Raw genomic sequence first — 25,759 nt, forward strand, 5'->3', positions numbered from 1 at the left:
AACAGGCCCGACGGGCCTGTCTCAGAGATTAGACAGGGGAAACGACCATGAGCTTCAATACCATCATCGACTGGAACAGCTGTAGCGCCGAACAGCAGCAGCAGCTCTTAATGCGCCCGGCGATTTCTGCCTCCGACACCATCACCCGCACGGTGGCGGACATTCTTGATAACGTCAAAAACAATGGCGATGCGGCGCTGCGCGAATACAGCGCAAAGTTTGATAAAACCGACGTCAAAACGCTGCAGGTCAGCGAAGAAGAGATTGCCGCAGCCGGCGCCCGCCTCAGCGATGAGCTGAAACAAGCCATGGCGGTCGCGGTCAGCAATATCGAGACCTTCCACAACGCGCAAAAACTGCCGGGTGTGGACGTGGAAACGCTGCCGGGCGTGCGTTGCCAGCAGGTGACCCGCCCTATCGCCTCCGTCGGCCTCTATATTCCCGGCGGTTCTGCGCCGCTGTTCTCGACGGTGCTGATGCTGGCGACGCCAGCGCGCATCGCAGGTTGCCAGCAGGTGGTTCTGTGTTCGCCGCCGCCGATTGCCGATGAGATCCTTTACGCGGCCCAGCTTTGCGGCGTGCGCACAATCTTCAACGTCGGCGGCGCTCAGGCCATTGCCGCGCTGGCTTTCGGCACCGAGTCGGTGGCGAAAGTCGATAAAATCTTTGGCCCAGGCAACGCCTTCGTCACCGAGGCCAAGCGCCAGGTCAGCCAGCGTCTGGACGGCGCGGCGATCGATATGCCGGCGGGACCGTCAGAAGTGCTGGTGATTGCCGACAGCGGCGCGACGCCGGACTTTGTCGCCTCCGACCTGCTTTCCCAGGCGGAGCACGGCCCCGATTCGCAGGTGATCCTGCTGACCCCGGATGCGGCGATGGGTGAACAGGTCGCCCGCGCCGTTGAGCGCCAGCTGGCGGCGCTGCCGCGTGCGGAAACCGCCCGCGAAGCGCTCTCGGCCAGTCGGATTATCGTGGCCCGCGACCTCGCCCAGTGCGTAGATATCTCCAACCAGTACGGTCCGGAACACCTGATTATCCAGACCCGTCAAGCCCGTGAACTGGTTGACGACATTACCAGCGCCGGTTCGGTGTTCCTCGGCGACTGGTCGCCGGAATCCGCCGGCGATTATGCCTCCGGCACCAACCACGTGCTGCCGACCTATGGCTATACCGCCACCTGTTCAAGTCTGGGACTGGCGGACTTCCAGAAACGGATGACCGTGCAGGAGCTGTCGCGCGAAGGCTTTGCCTCTCTCGCCTCGACCATTGAGATCCTCGCCGCCGCCGAGCGCCTGACCGCCCACAAAAATGCCGTTACGCTGCGCGTTGCAGCCCTTAAGGAGCAAGCATGAGCATCGAAGATTTAGCCCGCGCCAACGTGCGTGCCCTGACGCCGTATCAATCTGCTCGCCGTCTGGGCGGCAAAGGCGATGTCTGGCTGAACGCCAATGAATTCCCGACCGCCGTCGAATTTCAGCTGACCCAGCAGACGCTGAACCGCTATCCGGAATGCCAGCCGAAGGCGGTGATCGAGAATTACGCCCGCTATGCCGGCGTTAAGCCGGAGCAGGTGCTGGTCAGCCGCGGCGCCGATGAAGGTATCGAACTGCTGATCCGCGCCTTCTGCGAGCCGGGACAAGATGCGGTGCTCTATTGCCCGCCAACCTACGGCATGTACAGCGTCAGCGCCGAAACCATCGGCGTGGCCTGCCGTACCGTGCCGGGCCTCAGCGACTGGCAGCTCGATCTGCCGGGCATCGCCGCCAGTCTCGATGGCGTGAAGGTGGTATTTGTCTGCAGCCCCAATAACCCGACCGGGCAGGTCATTAACCCGGACGATATGCGCGCGCTACTGGAGATGACCCGCGGCAAAGCGATCGTCGTCGCCGATGAAGCCTATATCGAGTTTTGCCCGCAGGCGACGCTGGCGGGCTGGTTGAGCGACTATCCGCACCTCGTGGTCCTGCGCACGTTATCAAAAGCCTTCGCCCTCGCCGGACTGCGCTGTGGGTTTACCCTGGCGAACGCCGAGGTGATTAGCCTGTTGATGAAGGTCATCGCCCCCTACCCGCTGTCGACGCCGGTGGCCGACATTGCTGCCCAGGCGCTCAGCGAGCAGGGTATCGCCGCGATGCGCGCGCGGGTGGCGCAAATTCTCGACGAGCGTGAGTATCTGATTAGTCAGCTGCGCGCGATCCCGTGCGTTGAGCAGGTCTTCGACTCCGCGACTAACTATGTCCTCGTGCGCTTTAAAGCGTCCAGCGCGGTATTTAAATCTCTGTGGGATCAGGGCATTATCTTACGAGACCAGAATAAACAACCCTCATTAAGCGGCTGTTTGCGTATCACTATCGGTACCCGTGCAGAGAGCCAGCGCGTGATTGACGCTTTGACTGCGGAGAATGTATGACCCAGAAGTTTCTCTTTATTGACCGTGACGGTACGCTGATTTCCGAGCCACCGGTTGATTTTCAGGTAGACCGCTTTGAAAAGCTGGCTTTTGAGCCGCAGGTGATCCCTGTTCTGCTGAAACTGCAGCAGGAAGGTTACAAGCTGGTGATGATCACCAATCAGGACGGTCTGGGGACCGACAGCCTGCCGCAGGCGGAGTTTGACGGTCCGCACAATCTGATGATGCAGGTGTTTTCTTCCCAGGGCGTCAATTTCGACGACGTGTTGATTTGCCCGCATCTGCCAGCTGACAACTGTGAATGCCGCAAGCCTAAAACCCAGCTGGTGCTGCCGTGGCTGGCAGAGGGCGTGATGGATAAAGCCCACAGCTACGTGATCGGCGATCGCGCCACAGACATCCAGCTGGCGGACAATATGGGCATCATCGGCCTGCGTTATGACCGCGAGACCCTGAACTGGCCGGCTATCGGCGAACAGCTGACCCGCCGTGACCGCTATGCCCACGTGGAGCGCAACACCAAAGAGACCCAGGTGGATGTCAAAGTCTGGCTGGATCGCGAAGGCGGCAGCAAAATTCACACCGGCGTCGGCTTCTTTGATCATATGCTCGATCAAATCGCCACCCACGGCGGCTTCCGTCTGGAAATTAACGTCGGCGGCGATCTCTATATTGACGATCACCACACCGTGGAAGATACCGGTCTGGCGCTGGGCGAGGCGTTGAAACTGGCGCTGGGCGATAAGCGCGGGATCAACCGTTTTGGGTTTGTGCTGCCGATGGACGAATGTCTGGCCCGCTGCGCGCTGGACATTTCCGGTCGCCCGCACCTGGAATATAAAGCCGATTTTGCCTATCAGCGCGTTGGCGATCTGAGCACCGAGATGGTTGAGCACTTCTTCCGTTCGCTCTCCTACACCATGGCGGTCACGCTGCATCTGAAAACCAAGGGCAAGAACGACCATCATCGCGTCGAAAGCCTGTTCAAGGCCTTTGGCCGTACGCTGCGTCAGGCGATTCGCGTGCAGGGCGATACGCTGCCCTCATCGAAAGGAGTACTGTGATGAACGTGGTGATCCTCGACACCGGCTGCGCCAACCTCAATTCGGTGAAGTCGGCAATCGGCCGTCACGGCTACGAGCCGGCGGTCAGCCGCGACCCGGATGTGGTGCTGCGCGCCGATAAACTGTTTTTACCCGGCGTCGGTACCGCGCAGGCGGCGATGGACCAGATACGCGAGCGCGAGCTGATTGAACTGGTGAAAGCCTGCACCCAGCCGGTACTCGGTATCTGTCTCGGCATGCAGCTGCTGGGGCGGCGCAGCGAAGAGAGCAACGGCGTGGATCTGCTGGGCATTATTGAAGAAGACGTGCCGAAAATGACCGACCACGGACTGCCGCTGCCGCATATGGGCTGGAACCGGGTCTATCCAAAAGCAGGGAACCGTCTGTTCCGCGGTATCGATGACGGCGCTTATTTTTATTTCGTTCACAGCTATGCCATGCCGGTGAATCCTTACACCATCGCCCAGTGCCATTACGGCGAGCCGTTCACCGCGGCGGTACAGAAAGATAACTTTTTTGGCGTCCAGTTCCACCCGGAACGCTCGGGCAGCGCCGGCGCGCAGCTGCTGAAAAACTTCCTGGAGATGTGATGATCATTCCTGCTTTAGATTTAATTGACGGTACGGTTGTCCGTCTCCATCAGGGCGATTACGGCCAGCAGCGCGACTATGGCAACGATCCGCTGCCGCGCCTGCAATCCTATGCCGCGCAAGGAGCCGAGGTGCTGCACCTGGTCGATTTGACCGGGGCGAAAGATCCGGCGAAGCGCCAGATCCCGCTGCTGAAAACGCTGGTTGCCGGAGTGAACGTACCGGTGCAGGTCGGCGGCGGCGTGCGCACGGAAGAGGATGTGGCGGCCCTGCTTACCGCAGGCGTGGCGCGCGTGGTAGTGGGTTCGACGGCGGTGAAGGCGCCGGAAGTGGTAAAAGGCTGGTTTAAGCGTTTTGGCCCGCAGCATCTGGTGCTGGCGCTCGACGTGCGTATCGACGCGGAAGGCAACAAGCAGGTGGCGGTCAGCGGCTGGCAGGAAAACTCCGGCGTGACGCTGGAAGAGCTGGTAGAGAGCTATCAATCCGTCGGCCTGCAGCATGTCCTGTGTACCGATATTTCTCGCGATGGCACCCTGGCGGGGTCAAACGTCTCGCTGTATGAAGAAGTGTGCGCCCGCTATCCGCAGGTGGCGTTCCAGTCTTCCGGCGGCATCGGCGATCTGCAGGATATTGCCGCGCTGCGCGGCACCGGCGTGCGCGGGGTGATTGTCGGTCGCGCGCTACTGGAAGGTAAATTTAACGTAACGGAGGCCATTCAATGCTGGCAAAACGGATAATCCCCTGCCTCGACGTTCGCGACGGCCAGGTAGTGAAAGGCGTGCAGTTCCGTAATCATGAAATCATCGGCGATATCGTGCCGCTGGCGAAACGCTATGCCGATGAAGGCGCGGATGAGCTGGTGTTCTACGATATCACCGCCTCCAGCGACGGCCGCGTCGTCGATAAAAGCTGGGTGTCGCGGGTCGCGGAAGTGATCGATATTCCTTTCTGTGTCGCCGGCGGAATTAAATCCCTCGACGATGCGGCGCAGATTCTCTCCTTCGGTGCCGACAAGATTTCGATTAACTCCCCGGCGCTGGCCGATCCGACGCTGATTACCCGTCTGGCCGATCGTTTTGGCGTGCAGTGTATTGTGGTGGGCATCGATACCTGGTTTGATGCTGAGAGCGGTAAATATCACGTTAACCAGTACACCGGCGATGAGAGCCGCACGCGCGTGACCCAGTGGGAGACCCTCGACTGGGTGCAGGAAGTGCAGAAACGCGGTGCCGGCGAGATCGTGCTGAACATGATGAATCAGGATGGCGTGCGTAACGGCTACGATCTTGAGCAGTTGAGCAAAGTCCGCGCCGTCTGCCACGTGCCGCTCATCGCCTCCGGTGGCGCCGGCACCATGGAACATTTCCTTGAAGCCTTCCGCGACGCCAACGTCGACGGCGCGCTGGCGGCATCGGTGTTCCACAAGCAGATTATTAATATTGGTGAACTAAAAACGTACCTGGCAGCACAGGGCGTGGAGATTAGGGTATGTTAACTGAACAGCTGGACTGGGAAAAAACCGACGGCATGATGCCGGCCATCGTGCAGCACGCCATCTCCGGCGAAGTGCTGATGCTGGGCTACATGAATCAGGATGCGCTGGCGAAGACCGAAGAGAGCGGTAAAGTGACCTTTTATTCGCGGACCAAACAGCGTCTGTGGACCAAGGGCGAAACCTCCGGCAACTTTCTCAACGTGGTGAGCATTACCCCGGATTGCGACAACGACACCCTGCTGGTGCTGGTTAACCCGATCGGCCCGACCTGCCATAAAGGCACGTCCAGCTGCTTCGGCGACGCCGGTCACCAGTGGCTGTTCCTGTATCAGCTGGAGCAACTGCTGGCCGAGCGTAAGCATGCGGACCCGGAAAGCTCCTATACCGCGAAGCTGTATGCCAGCGGTACCAAGCGTATTGCGCAAAAAGTGGGTGAAGAAGGCGTGGAAACCGCGCTGGCCGCGACGGTGCATGACCAGTTCGAACTGAAGAACGAGGCATCGGACCTGGTGTATCACCTGCTGGTGCTGCTGCAGGATCAGGGGCTGGATTTGACGGCAGTGGTCGAGAATCTGCGGAGCAGACATAAATAAGTCGATAACGGGAGGGGATTCCCCTCCCCTTTTCTCCGCCGGGCGTTCCCGGCCGCAGCGCAGGAACCCATTAAATACCGCGCAATAAAACGCAACGGAGCATTAGCTTATTTTGGCGATCTGGCGCTTTAACGCGCGATAGAGAGGATAATCGATAAACCGGGCATAAATATAGGCAATGAATATGGCGGAAAATGCCGCTACTGATATTGATACCCAGGCATTTTCAGGGTCGAAAATGAATCCAGAGACAATAACCAACTCATGCAATAGATACAAAGGGAAACTAATATAGCCGAGAAACAAGAATAAATTAGAGGTGAAAATCCGTTTTATCAACTGATTATCGGGGAGATAATCTATGAACAGCATCGGGATAAACGCCAGGAATAAAAAATAATCCAGTCGACTGTGATTCATAGCATAAACACCAACGATTGATACCATCGTCGCCGCGCCAATAAAACAGGCCATGAACTTTTCTTTCATCAGACACTTGAAATACTCTGTCTGTGATAAAGAGAAAAACAGTGAACCAATCAGCATAGACAGCATAGCGGTCAGCATTGAGGGTGGTATCCCGGATGGGTATTTATGCCACAGAAAAATAAAGAATAACCCTGCAACAACGGCGCGCGTCATATTTCCTAATCGCGCAAAGACCAGAGGGATTAAAAGCGATGCCCAGAACTCAATGCTTATACTCCATGATGGCTCATTAATTAACTTGAAGTCATGCCAGTAAAGACCATGAAGAAATAATATATTTTTTAGTATCACAGTAACAGAAAACACATCCGGGCTGGAAACATAGCCGCCATGGTGGGCATTATAGTAATAAATGCCGACCATCAGAATGGTCGACAAAAAATGCAGCGGCCATAGTCTGGCAAACCGCGTCAGAAGGTATTTGAAAAAGTTACCCGACGCGTGGGCATAGGTCAGAACAAAGCCGCTCATGATGAAAAAGTACACCACGCACAGATAGGCACCACTAAATGGTCTGACTTGCGGCCAGCCCATAAAGCTACCAAACATATGGCTGAGCATGACCATGCCCGCCAATATCCCACGAGTGCCATCAATGGCATCAAATCTGTTAACAGACAATCTACACCCCGTAATTCAATGAGTAAAACTACATTCTTTTAGAAGAAAGAATTTATTAGTAATAAATAGAATAGCCATCAATATTTAAAAGTGATTTCCGCCTGGAAAATTTTTTAGAAAGGCAGATATTCACGTAAAAAAGAAAACCAGTTACACACATTGAGACATTGCTGCCCCCAGCAAAGACTCAACGAGAAATCGATTACCTGCCAACTAATAAATTATTAATCCAACCGAAAAAGCGCTCCTCAAATCATGTGATAAGGAGCTCTTTTATATAATGAGAAAATATTTTTATAAGAAATTATCCAGAAAGAAATGAAACTTGTTTAACCTTCTGTCAAAATCTTTTAAAAAAGCGTCTTACTCCTCTTAGCGGCTGAGTCAACTTCCATGATAAAGAAGAGATTAACTCTTTGTAATGCTGGTAAATTTCATTTAACTCTTGCTGTTTAATCGTCATTTCATGACGCAAAGCATTATTTTTTTCAGTTAACTGATGAATATTTTTTTCCTGTTCAGTCACCCGCTCTTCAATCTCATCTAATTGGGTATGCAATAGCGTATTTTCACTCTTTTGCTCAGCAAACGAGTGTGTAAGCCCCTCAACTTCTTGCTCTAATGTGGCGCTCCTGGCCTGGAAAAACTCAAGCTCTTTCAGGACACGATCTTTAAGGGAGAAGATATACTCTTCAGCAGACAGCACGGTGATCCTACGGTATGCGGCAGTGATAAATTCATCATAAAAATCGTCATCCCTGGCATCCAGCTCCCCAATAAACTCTTGTACCTGCTGATAAAACGGCTGGAATGTCGGTCCAGAGATCGTGTTTAAATGCCACTCCAGGAAAACGACCGCATAGTTTTTGTAATCTCTGAGGCGTTGCCCCATCATCCCCTGCTGACAGATAAACATTTTAAGAGCAGCCAGTGCTTCAACAGCACAGTGGTGCGACTCCGCCCTGGTGGCGGATAAGGATTCAGGACGGTTGATGGTATGAGAAATTAGCGTTTCATCTAAGACCGAAATTCGGTTCGCCATAAGCATGAAAGCACAAACGAAGAAAAGGTCGTTCGTTGTTCTGATTTCCTGAAAACGAAGCTGGTGAGCGGCAATAAACTGACGTCTGAGAAGCTTGTCCCATGGCCACCAGATAAAGGCGCGGAAAAAATCAGAGGGAATATCCTAGGATGAAAAAACCATAAGATCAGGTAGCAACTCCTGACGCACGGACCACGGCATCGGGGCATAAACCTGCAAGGCGGGATCAAACGACTGGCTACGACAGATAACGACATCCGCTTGTATATCGATAGCCCGCGCATACATGTGTTCCAGCATCTGGTGTTCAACATGATCGTCGTCATCGAGGAAAATAACGTACTCACCGATAGCGGCATCTAATCCGACGTTTCTCGAACCTCCGCCACCGAGGTTTGTCGCGTTGTTAATCACTCTAATCCGTGAATCAGTTTCCGCCAGCGCAGAGACAATCTCGGAGGTATTATCGTCGGAACAATCATTGACAATAATGATTTCGATGTCGTTCAGTGTTTGAGACAAAACCGTGCTTAAGGTATCTGAAATATATCCAGCAGCATTGTGTACAGGGATAATAACAGAAATAACAATGCTCTTTTTATCAGACATGCTATCACCTTGACGCTTAGCTTATAAACGCGATTATATTTTTTTTGATAGCGTTTAATGTGTAGGTTGCCAGTTTTTAAAGACAGGTAAGATGAAAGCGTCTTAGCTTCATCAAAAACTACTCTTCAACAACATCACGGTATGTTTTTAATGTTTTATTGATGATCATCACACTCGAGAATTTATCCTGAATGCGCTTTCTACCATTAATGCCCATTGCGACGCGAGTTTCAGGGTTATCTAACAGGAAGCCGAGCTTTTCCGCCAGTTCTTCGACAGATTTACTTTTTACAATCAACCCATTATCGTTATTGATAATTAAACTATCGCAGCCACCAACATCATAAGCAATACAAGCGCGCCCTACCGAAGAGGCTTCCAGCAAAATACGCGGTACGCCTTCAGCATAGACTGACGGCAAAGCAACGATATTTGATTCTTCAATCAAATCAAAGACATTAGAGCAATGACCAAGCCAGTTAATCATGCCTTCACTTTGCCACTGCTGTACCGTCGCGAGCGGAATCGCGTCTTTGTCATTTTCCACTAAGATACCGGCCACATTCAGCGTAAAGTGGATATTTTTATTGCTCAGTATTTTTTTGGCTTCAATCAGATCGCCAAGTCCTTTACTCCACAGCATCCGACTGGCAAAAAGGACGACCGGGACATCGCGCTGTTGCTCCAGAGAATACTTGTAAATCTCGGGGTTAATGCCTGCACCATCAATCACAATAGTTTGCTTGTAATCGATACCAACAAGGTCGGCGAGTCTGGCTCTGTCTTTATCATGTTCGAACATAAACAAACTGCATTTGTTACTGGCGATATACTTATATGCCATAACCGTAAAATTACGCAGCAGTTTAAGGCCGACTGACTCTGCGGAAAACACCCGCCCTAAACCGACAAAACTCAAAATAACAGGCCGCTGGGTACTTTTTGCCAGAAAGCCACCAATCAAACACGGCTTGATCGTAATGCAGTGCAACAAGTCCGGATTTATATTTTGAATAATTTTCCGCGCCTGAGAAAAGGCCCGAAAGAAAATCAAAATGTTGAATGATTGAGCGACAAGAGGGATGTTATGACAAATAAAACCTAATGCCTTAAATTTTTTTGCTATTTTATCTTCGACAAAATGGCTAATAATGTGAATCTCATAACCGGCATCTCGGGCGGCAATTGCACGATCGGTCCAATGCAAATCAAAGTACCAATCCGAATTTATGAAATAACACAGTTTTTTCATTGCTATGTCCACTTAGTGAAACTTACCGCTGATTCCTTTTACACCATGAATAATCCCACGGCATAAAAACTTTAGATATACCCATTTCCGGCGTTGCAGTGGGAGTATCGAAATATATTTGCAGAGGCGTAAAAGGATTGATGAACGACTAAAAACCGCCACTTCTGTGAATATTCTCTTAGCCAAAATCAAATTTCGACAAAGATAGTAAACCTTCCACTCAGGCGATATAACCTTCCCCTGGATACTCACATCATGGGTAAACACAAGCTGCGGATTATAGGAGATTTTCTCGCCACTTAAAGTTAACTGATAACCAAAGTAAAGGTCATCAAAATAAAGAAAAAGCTCATCATAAATATGCTGAAGATGCTCATTCAAAACTTCACGTTTAATGATCATGCCAACGAATGAAACCGTCTGGACCAGCGTTTCCTTATTATCTGGTACAAAGCGTTGGGGATCCTTGATATATTGCAAGGTATCACTAAACGAGGTCGGAACTTTTGCGAATGGGACATTCATCGTGCATATACGGCCCTGCAAGTCTTTCACTAGCGCCGTATAAACACGACAATCGGCTTTATTTATCGCGGCAAACTTATCCAGAATATCACTTTGCGGATAAGCATCATCGTCATAAAAGAAGATCCAATCGCTATCAACAGAACGACATATGTATTCACTACCGGCCTTGAAACCTCCGGCGCCACCGTTGTTACTGGCCAGATTCAAAACAATAACACGCGAGTCCGTGATTGTCTGGAGCCAGTCAGCGGTCCCGTCCGTGGAACCGTTGTTGACGATAACAATAGAGGAAAAGTTCAGCTTAACAGTTTCAGCAACCGTCTTCTTTAGCTTTTCCAGACGGTTAAAAGTGACTATTAATGCAGTATTTTTCATCGTACTTCGGCCACGAATACAGGCATCGCTTCGTCGTTGGACAATGAAGACAGGTATTTATCGGCCGTTTTCAGTGCTTCTGCAATCGTGACATCCATATCAAGATAGCGATAGGTGCCTAAGCGTCCGACGAAAGTGATATTTTTCTCACCTTCAGCCAGTGATAAATATTTATCCAGCAGCGCCATTTCGCCCATCTGGCGGATGGGGTAGTACGGAATATCATCTTCACCGCAGGCGCGGCTATATTCCTTATAGCAGACAGAGCCTTCGTGGTTCTCCCACGGGGAAAAATATTTATGTTCAGTAATGCGCGTATACGGGACATCAATGGAGCAATAGTTCATGACTGCGCAACCCTGATAATCACCTTGATACGTAAATCGCTCAAAGTCCAGAGTACGGTAGCCAAGACGCCCGTGCTGGTATGAGTAGAACGCATCTAGTGGGCCGCTATAAAATACATGATCGTAATTTTCGCGATTTTCAGCAGCAAACTCACGCTGTAATTCCAGAGTGATATTTTCATGATCGGCGATCGCTTCAATCATATGGGTATAACCAAACTTCGGCATTCCCTGGAATTTATGATTAAAGTAATTATCGTCATAATTGAAACGTACCGGCAAACGTTTAAGTATTGATGCCGGAAGTACAGAAGGCTGCATCCCCCACTGTTTAATGGTGTAGCCTTTGAAGAACGCTTCGTATAGTTCTTTACCAATGAAACGCAAGGCCTGCTCTTCAAAAGTCTTCGGTTCCATAATGGAACTATCGCCTTTTTCGCTAATGAGCGCCCGCGCCTCATCAGGAGAGCAGGTTTTAGCAAAAAACTGATTAATGGTATGCAGATTAATTGGCAGAGAAAAAACCTGGCCATTGACCGTGGCTTTTACTCTGTTCACATAGGGCATCATTTCCGCATACTGGTTGACGTAGTTCCAGACGGTTTCATTGTCCGTATGGAAAATGTGCGGGCCGTAAACATGTACCATGACATCAGTCTGCGGATCGCGGGTGTCATACGAATTTCCGCCGATATGGTCTCGCTGATCGATAATTTTAACTTTGTGACCTTGTTCAGCAAGTTGACGGGCAATGACCACGCCTGAAAAACCTGCGCCGACGATGAGAATATTGTTACGCTTCATAATGTGTCTCCAGTTGCATTAGCCAAGAATCGTACGGCGAACTTTATAATAATATTTAATGAGCTTATTTCTTCTTGGTGAACCGACAGGAGCATATTTATTAACATATGGCATCAAAGTTCTTTTAATCTTTGTCTGCAGCAACACAGTTTGCTTCAGTTCACTATTCTGGTTATGTCCTGCCGAGGCCACAGGTAACTGGCGATAGTAAACTTCTTTTTCCCATGGGGTATTTAAAACATTTTCCAGAAAATCATCATAGAAATCGACTTTCTCAGTATTCCATGGTTTGTTTTCACCCGCATAGTGAATCATTTTCGGATTTCTTCTGGCCTGCAGAAAACGCATATAGGTCGCGAACTTGAGGTTTGGGAAGAAATCATCGGTATTACCATTGCCATGGTATACGTTCCATTCCAGCGGTAAAAACTCGACTCTGCCAAAGAACACTTTGTTCATGATATCCTGATCTAAGAACCAATATTTTTTGGCTTTCAGGGCTGCCATCAACTGAGCAAAGGTGTTCTCTTTAACCATTTGTTCGACATTGAAAACGATAATCCCGGCCTGGAAATATGCGTCAGGATTCGTCATTCCTAATGTCTTTTTCAGGTACTGCTCTGCGGGCATAATGCCATCATCAGATTCTGACATCGTGCCAAACTTCACAAACCCTTCCATGACAATATCTTTAACCGCAGCAACCAAATTGCTACCGATATTAACATCCAGAAGCGTCGCCAGATCGGCCTTCACGACGGTATCAGAATCGATAAACACAACTTTTTTATAATCACGGAAAAGTTGCGGAATGAACAAGCGGGCATAGGTCGAGGCACTAAAATGCGCGCGGGTATGCACATCGCTTATCTCAGTGAATGAATTCACATCGAAAAAGCGCAACGATATGTTGTTATGACCAGCAACCAGATTGATAAGGCGTTTTTTATTTAGATGACTAACCTTGTTTTCCAGAACAACAATATCATAGTTCTTGTTCGCATCAGAATGGCGCACGATTGAATTTATTAATGCCCCGCCACTTAATGCATAGTTATTATCAAAGCTGATAACAACCGGAACACTTGTCTCAGCGTCAAAAACAGGATTTAATTTACCATTAAATGTTTCAGCAGTGACAAACGTGCGCTGTAGTTCTTTTATTTTTAGCTGTTTATCTTGTTGACATTTAATGATATAGATATTGAATAAACGCTCAGCAATGTGTCCAATCACACGTTTCTCTTGAGCATTATAGTTATTCATCGAAATCCGGTTTTCAAGATTAGACAAAATAGCAAAAAGCCATTCTGAATAATCCACAAACATGTCTTTGCGCATAACAAACATGTTCGTGTAATAGCCATCCGTTGCATTATTGAATTGTTGAATCGCATCTTTATATGTCGGATACAACTCTTCAACAACTTCCAGGGCGGACTGATAATCTTTGATATGTAAAAATTCACCTTTTGTATAATGATCAAGGTTATTTTTACTCCCTGCGAATGTTACCGACCATTTTTTAGGTAACAGCAGATCATATCCATCGACGCAGGTCTGTATAGACTCATCACTTAATCCGAACTGATTTTCATATTCAGCATTGATCGCCGGGTAGTTGACCACTCCCCAGTTATCCTCAGGATGATTTTGTTGTTCGGAAAAGTTCAGATGTCGACGGTAATGCATGAATCCAACATAATCAGCGAGGGATTCATTCTTCCACACCCAATAATGGGCTGTCAGCTCACAATAAAAAGGATTTTTAAAGGAAATGTTGTCTCCGCTATCATCTCCTTCACAGCCAATATCATTGTAGGTATTCGCTTTCCCGACATGCAGTGGTTTAATAATAGAGGCGTTTAGAAAAGCACTGGGTTTGTGGTGACATGTGTAAATTTTAATACTGTTCATCTTATTACCAATTATTAAGCCATTGCTTGTCTGTAGAGTTCGATGATTCTCTCAGCTGAGCCAATTTCGCGGAGTTTGTGGTCTTCGATCCAAACAACCCGATCACAGATTTTTTCAACATCACTCATATTATGGCTAACGAATAATATCGTTACACCTTTATTTTTGAAGTCTTTTATTGTCTGGATACACTTGGCCTGGAACGAAATATCACCAACAGCAAGGACTTCATCGATAATAAGGATATCGGGTTCTACCTGACTGATGACAGAGAATCCGAGTTTCGCCAGCATACCACTCGAATACACGCGAATAGGCTCGTCAATGAAATCCCCTAACTCGGAGAACTCTACTATCCGATCCATGCGCTGCTGAACTTCTTTGCGGCGTAGACCAAGCAGGGTCGCATTGAGAAAAATATTTTCCCGACCGGTTAATTCAGGATGAAAGCCGCCGCCTAACTCAAGCATCGAGGCAACACGCCCCTGAGTGGTGACTGTGCCTTTCGTTGGCTTAATCACCCCGGCCACCAGCCCGAGAGAGGTACTTTTCCCTGCTCCGTTACGGCCAATCAGGGCGACGGCCTCGCCTTTACCAACGGTGAAGGTGATATCTTCGATCGCAAGATATTTACGCCCTTTTAACAGCTGAAAAGCTCTTTTCGGGTGAAATACGAGATCCTTAATGCCTGAGCCAATATGGTGGTAAAGCGGATACTCTTTCGTAACGTGACTAAAATTTATTACTGGTTCCATTACAAAATCTCTGCAAATCGATATTTTAATTTATTAAAAATACTCAGGCCCACAATTGTCAGGACTAAACCCGTAATATAAAGGATTGAAATATATTCATAATTTAAGACGCCATCCATGAACAGCTGCCGCCAGCTGAGGATCATGCTTGCCAGAGGATTATAGGTAATAATCCAGCTAAATTTTTCCGGAATCATATCTGACGCATATAATATCGGTGTGCAATAAAACATGAGCATGATGCCAAGGCTGACAAATCGCTCTAAGTCCCTGAAGAACAGGTTTAGCGTAGAGAATATGATTGAGATACCAAAGGTAAAAATCACCTGACCCAGTGCAATGATGGGTACGCCCCAGATCCATGATAGCGACGGACGCATACCATAGACGAACAGGAATGCAATAATCACCGGAATCGTACACAAGAAATGTAGCCCTTCCATCATGACATTACTCAACGGTATGACTGAACGCGGAAACACCGTCTTTTTGATTATTTGCGCATTGGCTATAAAAGAGAACAGGGAGTTGGTTGCCGAGCTGGCAAACCATTGCCATGGAAATAATCCGGTAATCAAGAAAAGAGTATAATTCGGAATCTGCACTCGCATAACGAGCTTAAAAATGAAATAATATATCATTGCAAATAGCAGCGGGTTTGCAATTGACCACAGGTAACCAAATACGCTGCTTTTATAACGCACCTTTAAATCTTTGTTTGTTATGACAACAAGAAGATCAAATAAATACCCTATATTATACTTCATTTTTATACTCATAAATTATTCTACAAAAAATTCCGTACGTAATATGTATCAAACAGAATTATCGATAACATCTGCTGCGTTCAAGAGGCGAACAGCTATTCCCATAACTGGAGACCAATTGTAACATTATTTTGCGAAAGCAATCTGCGAACGATGGCTTCCGCACAGGTCAACACTGCAAAACCGGATATAAGCCCTAACCTCAGTAAAAGCTGAATGAAAATGTGGTTCTGGTGGAAACACATAAAACATCCCTTCGTTTTGTAAACAAAATGTTAAATCGTAACCGCGGGTTTATTCTGAAATTCAGACACGCTACCGCCATTGGCTATCGCAACCAAAACGCGGACTCCCCTCTCAAAAGTGCCTGTCTACCCGGTCTTACCGTAACGAGGAGGATACACTCATCGTTAGCTCAATAATCGTTGCTGGCGCAGAGTTCATGAAGCCATCAACAGACTCGTCAGCGTTCAGCTAAAAAGCTAAAACACACGGACAGCTGTATTCATCGCAGCTCTCCGGACTCGCATCCATCACCACACGGCAACAAATGCACCACTACTCTCCCCAGTTTATGGCATCCTATCTATCGGGACTTTCTCATTTCACCCTTGAAACCCAAAAAATACGTCACTCTCAACAGTATGGCTGCGATAGCCATACGGCTGGATTACGCATCGCGACGTGAGTCACGCAGAGTATCAAGTTCGCGGGCAGATACCGGTAGCACCACCAGGTAACACTCTTTCTCCCCCTCTTTGACATAAAAGCGGGTTTGACTTTTCTTCCACGGTGGTTTCGCCCGTAGCTTCGCAGGATACGTTGTAGAGCATTATCAATAATGCATCCGTACGTTGTGAATTCCGCGCGCATTATAGCTCTGGTCTGGGAGAATAAAAATGAAAAAGCATAGCCAATCCATTCAGCCCAAAAATAAACATCCGTTGCACATTATTCGAACACCGAACTAAAACAACATAACCACATGATAGTAAAAGAAAAAATAGTCTTCACTGTTATCATTACGATAGTAATGCTGAATGATTATTCAGGAATTGTTCGGAAAATATATAAAAAGAAACAATATTGAACAGACTCTGTCTTCCCCCGCTGGGCTTGCATCCACACCCGAAAAACTATCGCCAGCAGAAATGATTATTATGCAGGCGCACCAATTCAATAATGATTATCATTTGCAATTTCATCTTGAATCCTCTGCGCTCACAACGCCCCGGTGCACATGCCCCCTGCTCGTTCTACGGTACCCACTTATATCCTGCAACGGTAAAGCAGATGATCCCTAAGGCAAGCCAGTGTAAAATCAGCAAATATATATAGCGGGGAACACCGATCCCGGAGGATGAATATGAAGTTTTTAGTCACTGGAGCCGCAGGATTTATCGGCTTTCATGCAAGCCAGCGCCTTCTGGAGGCGGGTCACGAGGTTGTGGGCATCGACAACATGAACGATTACTACGATGTTAATCTCAAGCAGTCTCGCCTGGATCTCCTGCAATCCCCCCTGTTCAGCTTTTACAAAACCGATCTCGCCGATCGCGAAGGCATGGCGCAAATTTTCGCTACTGAGAAGTTTGATCGCGTGATCCATCTGGCAGCGCAGGCAGGCGTGCGTTATTCGCTGGAAAACCCTCACGCCTATGCTGATGCGAATCTGATTGGTTATCTGAACATTCTGGAAGGCTGCCGACATAACAAAGTTCAACATCTGCTGTATGCCTCCTCCAGCTCCGTGTATGGGCTGAATCGCAAGATGCCGTTCTCCACGGATGATTCGGTCGATCACCCGGTTTCCTTATATGCGGCCACCAAAAAAGCCAATGAGCTCATGGCGCATACCTACTCTCATCTCTATGGCATTCCCACCACCGGCTTACGTTTCTTCACTGTTTATGGCCCGTGGGGACGCCCGGATATGGCGCTGTTCAAATTCACGAGGGCGATGCTGGAAGGTAAGAGTATCGACGTCTATAACTACGGGAAGATGAAGCGCGATTTCACCTACATTGATGACATCGTGGAAGCGATTGTCCGTGTGCAGGATGTCATTCCGCAGCCAGACCCTGAATGGACCGTAGAAAATGGCTCGCCGGCCAATAGTTCAGCCCCTTACCGGATCTACAATATCGGCAACAGCTCGCCGGTGGAGTTGATGGACTACATCACCGCTCTGGAAGAAGCGATGGGGATGGAAGCGGAGAAAAACATGATGCCTATCCAGCCAGGCGATGTCCTGGAAACCAGTGCGGACACGAAGCCACTGTATGATCTGGTGGGCTTTAAACCGCAGACGTCGGTCAAGGATGGCGTGAAGAACTTTGTGGACTGGTATAAGGCGTATTACAGCGCCTGAGTTGTGACCTGATTCGTTCTGAACCGCAATAGCCCGGGTTGCGGTTTTATCCTTCCCACGCGTTACCGAATCGTTGCCGGAGCATCCGCGTTGGCCGCAACGCCTGCCTGTCTTGTGCTCAATCCCATGTCTACATGACTAGTCCTGCTATAGGTTGACAGTTTTTTGTCTGTAAAACGCCTGATGAACATCATCGGGCGTTTTGTATTTCAGGGCCAGATGTGGCCGCTCATGGTTATAAATTGCCACGGATTCTTTTACCATCGTTCTGGACTGCGCAAGGTCTGCAGGACGCGAGAGTAAAAACTCATTTTTCAGGATACCGTTGACTCGCTCAGCCAGCGCATTCTGGTAGCAGTCGTAACCATCTGGCATTGAACAGGTTATCCCGTTTCTTTCATGGACTGACTGATAAAGCGGTGAACAGTATTGCAACCCTCTGTCAGAGTGATATACTAGGGGACCTGTAGTTTTTCTCCTTCTCAGCGCCTGCCTGAACGCTTTGACCACATTTTCTGTCTGCAGGTTTTCCCCAACATGGTAACCCATGATTTTTCTGGAGCAGGCATCTGTGACCAGACTCAGATAAGCCGTGCTGCTGCGCAGTGGAAGGTAAGTCATATCGGCGACCCAGACCTGCTCTGGCTCAAGGGCGGTAACCCGTTCAGGGCCGGGTTTTAGCAGGTTCGGATGCCGGTAAAAGCGATGATGGCTGTTGGTGGTTTTGTGATATGCCCGTATCACGGGCACCATAAGCCGGTGTTCATCCAGCAGGTTAAACAGATGGTCTCGTCCGATACTCAGCATGTTATCGGCCTGAGTGTTCAGCAGATAATGCAGTTTACGCGTACCGATTCGCGGCTGACGACACCTGACGCGGGCAACAAACTCAAGAACCTGAGCATGGTGTTCCTGTCGTTTTCTGCGCCTTGCGTTGTCCTGATACCATGCCTGTCTGCTGTGTCCCAGGAACTGACATGCGCGCGTAACGGTTATTTTTGATGTCTGACTTTGCGCGAGGACTTGCCGGGCCGCTTTTTTACGACACTCACCCCGTAATCATTTTTCAGGGCATTGATAACCGACTCAAAAAACTCAGCTTTCTGGTTCGCCAGCTCAAGCTGTTCTTCGAGTTCTCTGATTCTTTGCTCGGGTGTAGCGGGATAGTTGTCTGAGCCACAGGCAGTTTCCTCTTCACCAGGTCAGGAAGCCCGGGGCTCCAGTCAAGCCGGCCATATTTACGCAGCCAGACAAGCACGGTGGAGCGCCCCTGAATGCCATATCACTGCCGGGCCTGTTTACAGGTCATCTCGCCTTTTTCGACCTGCTCAACGACGGCTATTTTAAAGGATAGAGGATAATCACGTTGGGTGCGTTTGAACTCAGTCATCATCACGTTCTCCGGATTTAAGTCAGGAACGTGTCAACGCTATTCAGGACGGGTCAACAAAAACAAAAAAAGCCCGCGTAGCAGGCTTCTTTTCCCTTCCGGCGCTTATCTCCGGCATCTACATCTCAGTGACGGTAGCTCTTCACAAGGTGTGATTTAACATATCTGACCACCGCAGGCCGGGCAATGAGTTTAGTGCAAAATTACAGGCTGCATCACATTACAGAGATCGCGAATAAGGAAAGTAGAAGATTGGTGAAAGCAGGGACAAGGACGGGATAAGGCCAGCGGCAGCACCGCTGGCACTCAGCATCAGAAAAGACTAATCGTTACCAAACAGATCGCGGGTATAGACCTTATCCTCAACATCAGCCAGCTCTTCCGCCATACGGTTAGAAATGATGACATCAGCTTCTTGTTTAAAGGAATCCAGAGCGCGAACAGGAGATGAAATAACAAATCCACTCTCATCTCCTGTTCGTAAACTGTAATCAGGATATCTTATAAATCAATTATTTTGGAAATCAACTGACAATAAGAAAAGAAGGCTGATGTACTACCCAAAAGAGCAATGACAGAATTTTACATACCCGATATACTTTTTATATAACGAACCGTTTTATCCGCCCATGGCTTGGTTAGATGGTTCGTATCAAACATATAGGGAATTTCATTCTCATCAATAAGAGTACATATATCTTTAATACACCCGGTATTAAACACATTGATATAGTTCAAACCCACATCTGAAAAAGATTTACTCAACGTATTATTTACATTTACTGAATCATTTGTTTTATAGTTATCTAGCCGACTAGCATCTTCCTTTTGAGCTATCCGGAAGAAGTCCATATCAAATACTTTAGTTTGCCCAACTATAAATACCTTGTCGACTTTTGACTTAACTTTTTTTATACTGCTTAGTAACCCACGAACAACATCTTCATTTTTACCGTCAATCCAGTTAGCTGCGATAAATATCGCATCCACTTTGTTGTTCATAAGAAAATCATCATAAACATAATTAACTAAATCCCTACATCTTTTCTGTCCACTCGACCCAACATAAGGCATGCAACCAGATGAAGTTGCCTGGAGAACATTGTAATCAGGAAAAATCTCTTTCATTGAAAGAGCTATTTCAGCAGCATGGCTGTCACCAATTAATAATATATTTCTTTTCGTACTTGATAGTTTCAAACAATTTTCTTTGTCAAAATTTTTAATATCATTATTCTCAGTAGATAAAAAACAAATAAATTCTTTATTACCAAATTGTCTTTTCATCATGTCACTATTACTGTACGACTGGTAACGATCTAATTTCATTACTTTTTCAGATGACCAATACTTAGTTATTTCTTGCATTGCTGCACTCGATGATAAAATCACAAATCCAATAGCCGAGACAAATAACCATGATGTTTTCTTTTTATTCCAACGTTCTAAGTATTTATAAGAAAAAAAACCAAGTAGTATAGAAACACATAGGGCAACAAATTTAGTCAGTGCATTCAAATCAATATTGTTATTATATACATAAGAAACAACAGGCCAATGGAATAGATATATCGAATATGATGCCGAACCAATATATTGAAATGGTCTGAATCTTAATATTGTTCTATCATTGCCAATATTAGAATGTATTATCGCAGCTGCCGCTAAAGTAGGGATTAAAGTCAATCCCCCCGGCCATCCAAGCCCTTCTTTGACATATAGAGAGAATATTACGATTGTTGCTAATGAAATAATTTCTGTTGTTCTTGGATATTTATTTTTGAACGATAAACTAGCAACTATCCCCCCAAGCAATAACTCCCACGCTCTGGTTGGTAGAAGGTAAAAAGCTGCATTTTGATGGTTTTTTGCTATGAAAATACAAAAAATGAAAGAAATGGCGAAAGCAAATAAATAAAATAAAGTTAAATATTTACCGTTGAATATTTTTTTAGCACAGAAGAAAAAAAATGGAAAGATAAGATAGAATTGCCACTCTACTGAAAGAGACCAGGTATGTAAAAACCAATATGATTCAGAAACACCAGAGAAATAACCGCTAGTTTCTTTCCAGTAGAAAATATTAGAAAGAAATAAAACAGCACTCACTGCTTGTTTTACAGCTATTTTTAATCCAGATGGAGATTCAGAAAAAGATATAATCAGAAATGAAAAAATAACCATGGCTATTAACGCTGGATATATTCTGTCGAATCTTTTCTTATAAAAATTGAGCATCCATCCCTTTGCGCCATAGTCTTTTGTACAAATCTCATGCATTAAAAAACCAGAGATGACAAAAAATATATCCACTCCCATATAACCACCGACAAAGGGCGGAATTTTAAAATGAAATGCCACAACTAAAAATACGGCTATAAAACGCAGGCCATTTATATCTAACCGAAAAGGCATACTTTCCCCTCAAGGAATAATTGATAACACTCCACATCCTTACATTACATACCGTTATATGTAATGTAAAAATATACTTTCTTCATAAAAGTAAAGAGTTTCATTTTAAAATCGAAGCATTCAGAACACTTACAATAACTGCGAGTCAAATAAAAACATGCTTTAAAAAGCAATAAAGATCGGTGAAATTATAAAGTTCACCGATCCTATTTTAAACTAATCGTTACCAAACAGATCGCGGGTATATACCTTATCCGCAACATCAGACAGCTCTTCCGCCATACGGTTAGAAATGATGACGTCAGCTTCTTGTTTGAAGGCATCCAGATCGCGAACGACGCGGGAATTAAAGAACTCATCCTCTTGCATCACCGGTTCGTAAATAATAACCGGAATACCTTTGGCTTTAATGCGCTTCATAATCCCTTGAATCGAGGAGGCGCGGAAGTTATCTGAGCCGCTCTTCATGATCAGGCGATAAACCCCAACCACTTTCGGTTTACGCGCAAGGATAGAGTCAGCAATAAAGTCTTTACGGGTACGGTTAGCATCGACAATCGCACCGATGATATTGTTTGGCACCGATTCGTAGTTTGCCAGCAGCTGTTTAGTATCCTTCGGCAGGCAGTATCCGCCGTAACCGAATGACGGGTTGTTATAGTGATTGCCGATCCGCGGGTCCAGGCAAACACCTTCGATAATCTGCTTGCTGTTGAGACCCTGGCTTTCCGCATAGCTATCCAGCTCATTGAAATACGCTACCCGCAGAGCAAGATAGGTATTAGCAAACAGCTTGATCGCCTCTGCTTCGGTCGAATCGGTAAACAGCGTTGAGATATCCTGCTTAATTGCGCCTTCCTTCAGCAGGTTAGCAAAACGCTCTGCGCGTTCCGAACGTTCACCAATAACGATACGAGAAGGATGAAGGTTGTCATACAAAGCACGTCCTTCACGCAGAAACTCCGGGGAGAAGATGACATTGTCGATACCCAGACGCTCTTTAATATCACGGGTGAAACCGACCGGAATGGTCGATTTGATGATCATGACGGCGTTGGGGTTAATCTCCGCAACATCACGAATAACGGCTTCAACGGTTGAGGTATTGAAGTAGTTAGTTTTCGGATCGTAGTCAGTCGGTGTGGCGATAATGACATAGTCAGCATTGCGATATGCATCTTGTTTGTCAGTTGTCGCACGAAAATTCAGTGGTTTTTCGGCCAGATATTCCTGAATTTCTTTATCGACAATCGGCGATATCTTCTGGTTCAGCATATCAACTTTAGATTGTACGATATCCAGCGCGACCACTTCGTGGTTCTGCGCAATCAGGATGCCATTCGATAAACCAACATAACCGGTACCGGAAATAGTAATTTTCATTCGTTCACACTTTAATCAGTTAACTGGACGGCGGCATAGTAGCCACCCTGTGATCAACACTTCTGCCGGTTGTACTCTTTGAGAAGATAAGTGTCAAGAAAGGCACAAAATGGCGCTCTTAAAAAGGCCCTGGTCGGGCCTTTTCAGGAAGCATAAATAATCATCAATAGAATATTTATTTATACACTTCAGCGGTTGCCAGAGTATGGGCCTGCATATCTTTCTCTGACAAAGAAAGCGTGCAGCCGTCCAGTTCAGGCCAGTTAATGCCAATATCCGGATCATTCCAGAGAATGCTACGCTCTGACTGCGGGGCGTAGTAGTTGGTCGCTTTATAGACAAACTGCACCGTCTCGCTCAGCGCCATAAATCCATGCGCAAACCCTTCCGGGATCCACAGCTGACGTTTGTTTTCCGCACTCAGCACCACCCCGACCCACTGGCCAAAGGTTGGCGATGAACGACGGACATCCACCGCCACATCGAACACTTCCCCTTCCGTACAACGCACCAGTTTGCCCTGTGAGTGCGGATCCAACTGGTAGTGTAGACCGCGCAGCACGCCCTTCTGCGACTGCGAGTGGTTGTCCTGCACAAACTCAACATGACGACCGACCGCCTCGTCAAACACCTTGCTGCTGAAGCTTTCGAAGAAAAAACCACGCGCATCGCCGAACACGCGAGGTTCGAAAATCAGTACGTCAGGAATGTCTGTTTTAATAATATTCATCTTGTATGCCCTTACTTGCCTGAAACTTCAACGACCACGCGCTCTACACCCTGACGCCAGTCCGGGAGCGTGACACCAAATACGCGCTGGAATTTCTCATTCGACAGGCGGGAATTCAGCGGACGTTTTGCCGGTGTTGGATAGGCCGTTGTCGGGATCCCGTTAACCTCATTGATAGCCAGCTGCACGCCGTTAGCTCGTGCCACGTCAAAAACAAAGCGGGCATAGTCATACCAGCTCGTTTCACCGCTGGCGACCAGATGGTAGGTTCCGGCAACCGATTTATTACGCAACTCTTCACGGATGGCGATGGCAGTGCAGTCTGCCAGCAGCTCTGCCCCGGTCGGCGCGCCGTGCTGATCGTTAATGATCGACAGCGTCTCTTTTTCAGCGGCCAGGCGCAGCATGGTTTTGGCAAAGTTCGCCCCACGCGTTGCATAGACCCAACTGGTGCGGAAGATCAGATGGCGGGGATTCCCCTGCTCCAGCGCAATTTCTCCGGCACGTTTGGTTTCGCCATAGACGTTGAGCGGCCCGGTGGCCTCATCTTCCTGGCGATAATGGCTACCCAGACCGTCAAACACATAGTCGGTAGAGTAGTGGACCATCAGCGCCCCCAGTTTTGCCGACTCTTCCGCCAGCACCGCCACGCCCTTATCATTCAGCAGGTCAGACAGTTCACGCTCGCTTTCAGCTTTATCTACCGCGGTGTGGGCCGCCGCATTGACAATGACGTCCGGTTTTACCTGACGAACAGTTTGCGCAATGCCTTCAAGATTCGTTAAATCACCGCATAATTCTTTATCGAAATAATCAACGGCGACCACCTCACCCAGCGTCGACAGCGAACGCTGCAGCTCCCAGCCAACCTGGCCGTTTTTACCAATCAGTAAAATTTTCATTATTGAATACCCTGTATGCGATCGGCAGGCGATTAACGTTCGTTAAACAGGCGTTTGAGATAAGCGCCATATTCGGTTTTCTTCAACCGTTCTGCCTGTGCCGCAACCCCTTCGGCGCTCAGCCAATCATTGCGGTAGGCAATCTCTTCCAGACAGGCCACTTTCATGCCCTGGCGCTTCTCAATAGTGTGAATGAACTGCGAAGCCTCAATCAGGCTGTCATGAGTACCGGTATCGAGCCAGGCAAAACCACGGCCCAGCAGTTCAACCTGCAGATCTCCACGATCCAGATACATCTGGTTCAGGGTGGTGATTTCCAGCTCGCCACGCTCAGACGGCTTCACCTCTTTCGCCATTTCCACAACATTGTTGTCGTAGAAATAGAGTCCGGTGACTGCCCAGTCTGATTTTGGTTTTAGCGGCTTTTCTTCAATCGACAAGGCGCGGAAGTTTTCATCAAACTCCACCACACCAAAACGTTCTGGATCGAGCACCTGATAGCCAAACACGGTGGCGCCCGATGTTTTGCTGGCAGCGGCTTCCAGTTTTTTACCAAAACTCTGACCGAAATAAATATTGTCACCCAGCACTAACGCACAGGCATCATTACCGATAAATTTCTCACCAATAATAAAGGCCTGCGCCAGACCGTCCGGAGACGGCTGAATGGCGTAGCTGAAGTTAACCCCAAACTGCGAACCATCGCCCAGCAGACGCTGGAAGGCAGGCATATCTTCCGGCGTGGTGATGATCAGAATATCGCGGATCCCCGAAAGCATCAGCACAGACACCGGATAATAAATCATCGGTTTATCGTAAATCGGCAGAAGCTGTTTGGAGACACCTTGGGTAATCGGGTACAGACGCGTACCGGAGCCGCCGGCCAGAACAATACCTTTCATTTGTCAGT

The 25,759-nt window shown here is 47.9% G+C and carries 20 protein-coding genes and 3 pseudogenes; 8 read left to right on the forward strand and 15 right to left on the reverse strand.

Annotated elements, in window-relative coordinates:
- The first annotated feature begins 47 nt into the window (after nt 1-47).
- Genes hisD through hisIE form a run of 7 tightly spaced genes read left to right on the forward strand, consistent with a single transcriptional unit; the run spans nt 48 to nt 6,152 of the window.
- On the forward strand, nt 48-1,352 hold the full coding sequence (gene hisD, locus FNY10_RS13005; protein WP_131048085.1) for a histidinol dehydrogenase: 1,305 nt from the start codon (nt 48-50) through the stop codon (nt 1,350-1,352).
- A complete protein-coding gene (gene hisC / locus FNY10_RS13010; protein ID WP_131048086.1) occupies nt 1,349-2,410 on the forward strand; it encodes a histidinol-phosphate transaminase in 1,062 nt (353 codons plus the stop codon). Before hisD ends, hisC begins: the two co-directional genes overlap by 4 nt.
- Nucleotides 2,407-3,474 carry a bifunctional histidinol-phosphatase/imidazoleglycerol-phosphate dehydratase HisB gene (gene hisB, locus FNY10_RS13015; RefSeq protein WP_141964264.1) on the forward strand — a complete coding sequence of 356 codons (1,068 nt, stop codon included), beginning with the start codon at nt 2,407-2,409 and terminating at the stop codon, nt 3,472-3,474. The genes hisC and hisB overlap by 4 nt, the downstream gene beginning before the upstream one ends.
- Entirely contained in the window at nt 3,474-4,064 is a 591-nt protein-coding gene (hisH, locus tag FNY10_RS13020) for an imidazole glycerol phosphate synthase subunit HisH (RefSeq protein ID WP_015583936.1), read from the forward strand. Before hisB ends, hisH begins: the two co-directional genes overlap by 1 nt.
- Nucleotides 4,064-4,801, forward strand: coding sequence for a 1-(5-phosphoribosyl)-5-[(5-phosphoribosylamino)methylideneamino]imidazole-4-carboxamide isomerase (hisA, locus tag FNY10_RS13025; protein WP_160702720.1), 738 nt, complete (start codon nt 4,064-4,066; stop codon nt 4,799-4,801). Before hisH ends, hisA begins: the two co-directional genes overlap by 1 nt.
- A complete protein-coding gene (gene hisF, locus FNY10_RS13030; protein WP_131048088.1) occupies nt 4,783-5,559 on the forward strand; it encodes an imidazole glycerol phosphate synthase subunit HisF in 777 nt (258 codons plus the stop codon). Before hisA ends, hisF begins: the two co-directional genes overlap by 19 nt.
- Complete coding sequence (gene hisIE / locus FNY10_RS13035) at nt 5,553-6,152, forward strand: bifunctional phosphoribosyl-AMP cyclohydrolase/phosphoribosyl-ATP diphosphatase HisIE (protein ID WP_141964263.1); 600 nt, start codon at nt 5,553-5,555, stop codon at nt 6,150-6,152. Before hisF ends, hisIE begins: the two co-directional genes overlap by 7 nt.
- Before the next feature lie 102 nt (nt 6,153-6,254).
- On the opposite strand, the gene FNY10_RS13040 is transcribed toward hisIE, so the two are convergent.
- From FNY10_RS13040 to FNY10_RS13075, 8 genes and pseudogenes are all read right to left on the reverse strand, one after another.
- Nucleotides 6,255-7,262: an acyltransferase family protein gene (locus FNY10_RS13040; protein ID WP_160702722.1), complete on the reverse strand. Its 1,008-nt coding sequence runs from the start codon at nt 7,260-7,262 to the stop codon at nt 6,255-6,257.
- 340 nt (nt 7,263-7,602) lie between these two features.
- Nucleotides 7,603-8,913, reverse strand: a pseudogene (locus FNY10_RS13045) (glycosyltransferase).
- Between the two features lie 118 nt (nt 8,914-9,031).
- On the reverse strand, nt 9,032-10,177 hold the full coding sequence (locus tag FNY10_RS13050) for a glycosyltransferase family 4 protein (protein WP_160702724.1): 1,146 nt from the start codon (nt 10,175-10,177) through the stop codon (nt 9,032-9,034).
- Entirely contained in the window at nt 10,178-11,068 is an 891-nt protein-coding gene (locus FNY10_RS13055) for a glycosyltransferase (RefSeq protein ID WP_131048091.1), read from the reverse strand.
- A complete protein-coding gene (glf, locus tag FNY10_RS13060) occupies nt 11,065-12,219 on the reverse strand; it encodes a UDP-galactopyranose mutase (protein ID WP_160702726.1) in 1,155 nt (384 codons plus the stop codon). The genes FNY10_RS13055 and glf overlap by 4 nt, the downstream gene beginning before the upstream one ends.
- 18 nt (nt 12,220-12,237) lie before the next feature.
- Complete coding sequence (locus FNY10_RS13065; RefSeq protein ID WP_160702728.1) at nt 12,238-14,136, reverse strand: DUF4422 domain-containing protein; 1,899 nt, start codon at nt 14,134-14,136, stop codon at nt 12,238-12,240.
- A gap of 14 nt (nt 14,137-14,150) precedes the next feature.
- Nucleotides 14,151-14,891 (reverse strand): ABC transporter ATP-binding protein, encoded by a 741-nt coding sequence (locus tag FNY10_RS13070; protein ID WP_100685874.1) that lies wholly within the window; start codon nt 14,889-14,891, stop codon nt 14,151-14,153.
- On the reverse strand, nt 14,891-15,658 hold the full coding sequence (locus FNY10_RS13075; RefSeq protein ID WP_100685899.1) for an ABC transporter permease: 768 nt from the start codon (nt 15,656-15,658) through the stop codon (nt 14,891-14,893). The genes FNY10_RS13070 and FNY10_RS13075 overlap by 1 nt, the downstream gene beginning before the upstream one ends.
- A gap of 1,366 nt (nt 15,659-17,024) precedes the next feature.
- Here FNY10_RS13075 and FNY10_RS13080 point away from each other — a divergent pair.
- Nucleotides 17,025-18,029 carry an NAD-dependent epimerase gene (locus tag FNY10_RS13080; RefSeq protein WP_131048093.1) on the forward strand — a complete coding sequence of 335 codons (1,005 nt, stop codon included), beginning with the start codon at nt 17,025-17,027 and terminating at the stop codon, nt 18,027-18,029.
- Nucleotides 18,030-18,176: 147 nt separating this feature from the next.
- On the opposite strand, the pseudogene FNY10_RS13085 reads toward FNY10_RS13080, so the two are convergent.
- From FNY10_RS13085 to rfbA, 7 genes and pseudogenes are all read right to left on the reverse strand, one after another.
- Nucleotides 18,177-19,422, reverse strand: a pseudogene (locus tag FNY10_RS13085) (IS3 family transposase).
- A 319-nt stretch (nt 19,423-19,741) separates the two neighbouring features.
- Nucleotides 19,742-19,852 (reverse strand): annotated as a pseudogene (locus FNY10_RS13090) (UDP-glucose 6-dehydrogenase); the annotation flags it as partial.
- Between the two features lie 149 nt (nt 19,853-20,001).
- On the reverse strand, nt 20,002-21,834 hold the full coding sequence (locus tag FNY10_RS13095; RefSeq protein ID WP_160702730.1) for an acyltransferase family protein: 1,833 nt from the start codon (nt 21,832-21,834) through the stop codon (nt 20,002-20,004).
- A 216-nt stretch (nt 21,835-22,050) separates the two neighbouring features.
- Complete coding sequence (gene ugd / locus FNY10_RS13100) at nt 22,051-23,217, reverse strand: UDP-glucose 6-dehydrogenase (RefSeq protein WP_160702732.1); 1,167 nt, start codon at nt 23,215-23,217, stop codon at nt 22,051-22,053.
- Nucleotides 23,218-23,392: 175 nt separating this feature from the next.
- On the reverse strand, nt 23,393-23,947 hold the full coding sequence (gene rfbC, locus FNY10_RS13105) for a dTDP-4-dehydrorhamnose 3,5-epimerase (RefSeq protein ID WP_046852079.1): 555 nt from the start codon (nt 23,945-23,947) through the stop codon (nt 23,393-23,395).
- An 11-nt stretch (nt 23,948-23,958) separates the two neighbouring features.
- Complete coding sequence (gene rfbD, locus FNY10_RS13110; RefSeq protein WP_416309037.1) at nt 23,959-24,882, reverse strand: dTDP-4-dehydrorhamnose reductase; 924 nt, start codon at nt 24,880-24,882, stop codon at nt 23,959-23,961.
- A complete protein-coding gene (gene rfbA, locus FNY10_RS13115) occupies nt 24,882-25,751 on the reverse strand; it encodes a glucose-1-phosphate thymidylyltransferase RfbA (protein WP_160702736.1) in 870 nt (289 codons plus the stop codon). Before rfbA ends, rfbD begins: the two co-directional genes overlap by 1 nt.
- Nucleotides 25,752-25,759: the final 8 nt, after the last annotated feature.

Source organism: Klebsiella sp. Lac1, from assembly GCF_009825425.1.
Lineage (GTDB): Bacteria > Pseudomonadota > Gammaproteobacteria > Enterobacterales > Enterobacteriaceae > Klebsiella > Klebsiella electrica.

Bases quoted from the DNA above. Each gene is read 5' to 3' on its own strand.
- hisD (WP_131048085.1), top strand. From the start codon at position 48: ATGAGCTTCAATACCATCATCGACTGGAACAGCTGTAGCGCCGAACAG.
- hisC (WP_131048086.1), top strand. From the start codon at position 1,349: ATGAGCATCGAAGATTTAGCCCGCGCCAACGTGCGTGCCCTGACGCCG.
- hisB (WP_141964264.1), top strand. From the start codon at position 2,407: ATGACCCAGAAGTTTCTCTTTATTGACCGTGACGGTACGCTGATTTCC.
- hisH (WP_015583936.1), top strand. From the start codon at position 3,474: ATGAACGTGGTGATCCTCGACACCGGCTGCGCCAACCTCAATTCGGTG.
- hisA (WP_160702720.1), top strand. From the start codon at position 4,064: ATGATCATTCCTGCTTTAGATTTAATTGACGGTACGGTTGTCCGTCTC.
- hisF (WP_131048088.1), top strand. From the start codon at position 4,783: ATGCTGGCAAAACGGATAATCCCCTGCCTCGACGTTCGCGACGGCCAG.
- hisIE (WP_141964263.1), top strand. From the start codon at position 5,553: ATGTTAACTGAACAGCTGGACTGGGAAAAAACCGACGGCATGATGCCG.
- FNY10_RS13055 (WP_131048091.1), bottom strand. From the start codon at position 11,068: ATGAAAAATACTGCATTAATAGTCACTTTTAACCGTCTGGAAAAGCTA.
- glf (WP_160702726.1), bottom strand. From the start codon at position 12,219: ATGAAGCGTAACAATATTCTCATCGTCGGCGCAGGTTTTTCAGGCGTG.
- FNY10_RS13065 (WP_160702728.1), bottom strand. From the start codon at position 14,136: ATGAACAGTATTAAAATTTACACATGTCACCACAAACCCAGTGCTTTT.
- FNY10_RS13070 (WP_100685874.1), bottom strand. From the start codon at position 14,891: ATGGAACCAGTAATAAATTTTAGTCACGTTACGAAAGAGTATCCGCTT.
- FNY10_RS13075 (WP_100685899.1), bottom strand. From the start codon at position 15,658: ATGAAGTATAATATAGGGTATTTATTTGATCTTCTTGTTGTCATAACA.
- FNY10_RS13080 (WP_131048093.1), top strand. From the start codon at position 17,025: ATGAAGTTTTTAGTCACTGGAGCCGCAGGATTTATCGGCTTTCATGCA.
- FNY10_RS13095 (WP_160702730.1), bottom strand. From the start codon at position 21,834: ATGCCTTTTCGGTTAGATATAAATGGCCTGCGTTTTATAGCCGTATTT.
- ugd (WP_160702732.1), bottom strand. From the start codon at position 23,217: ATGAAAATTACTATTTCCGGTACCGGTTATGTTGGTTTATCGAATGGC.
- rfbC (WP_046852079.1), bottom strand. From the start codon at position 23,947: ATGAATATTATTAAAACAGACATTCCTGACGTACTGATTTTCGAACCT.
- rfbA (WP_160702736.1), bottom strand. From the start codon at position 25,751: ATGAAAGGTATTGTTCTGGCCGGCGGCTCCGGTACGCGTCTGTACCCG.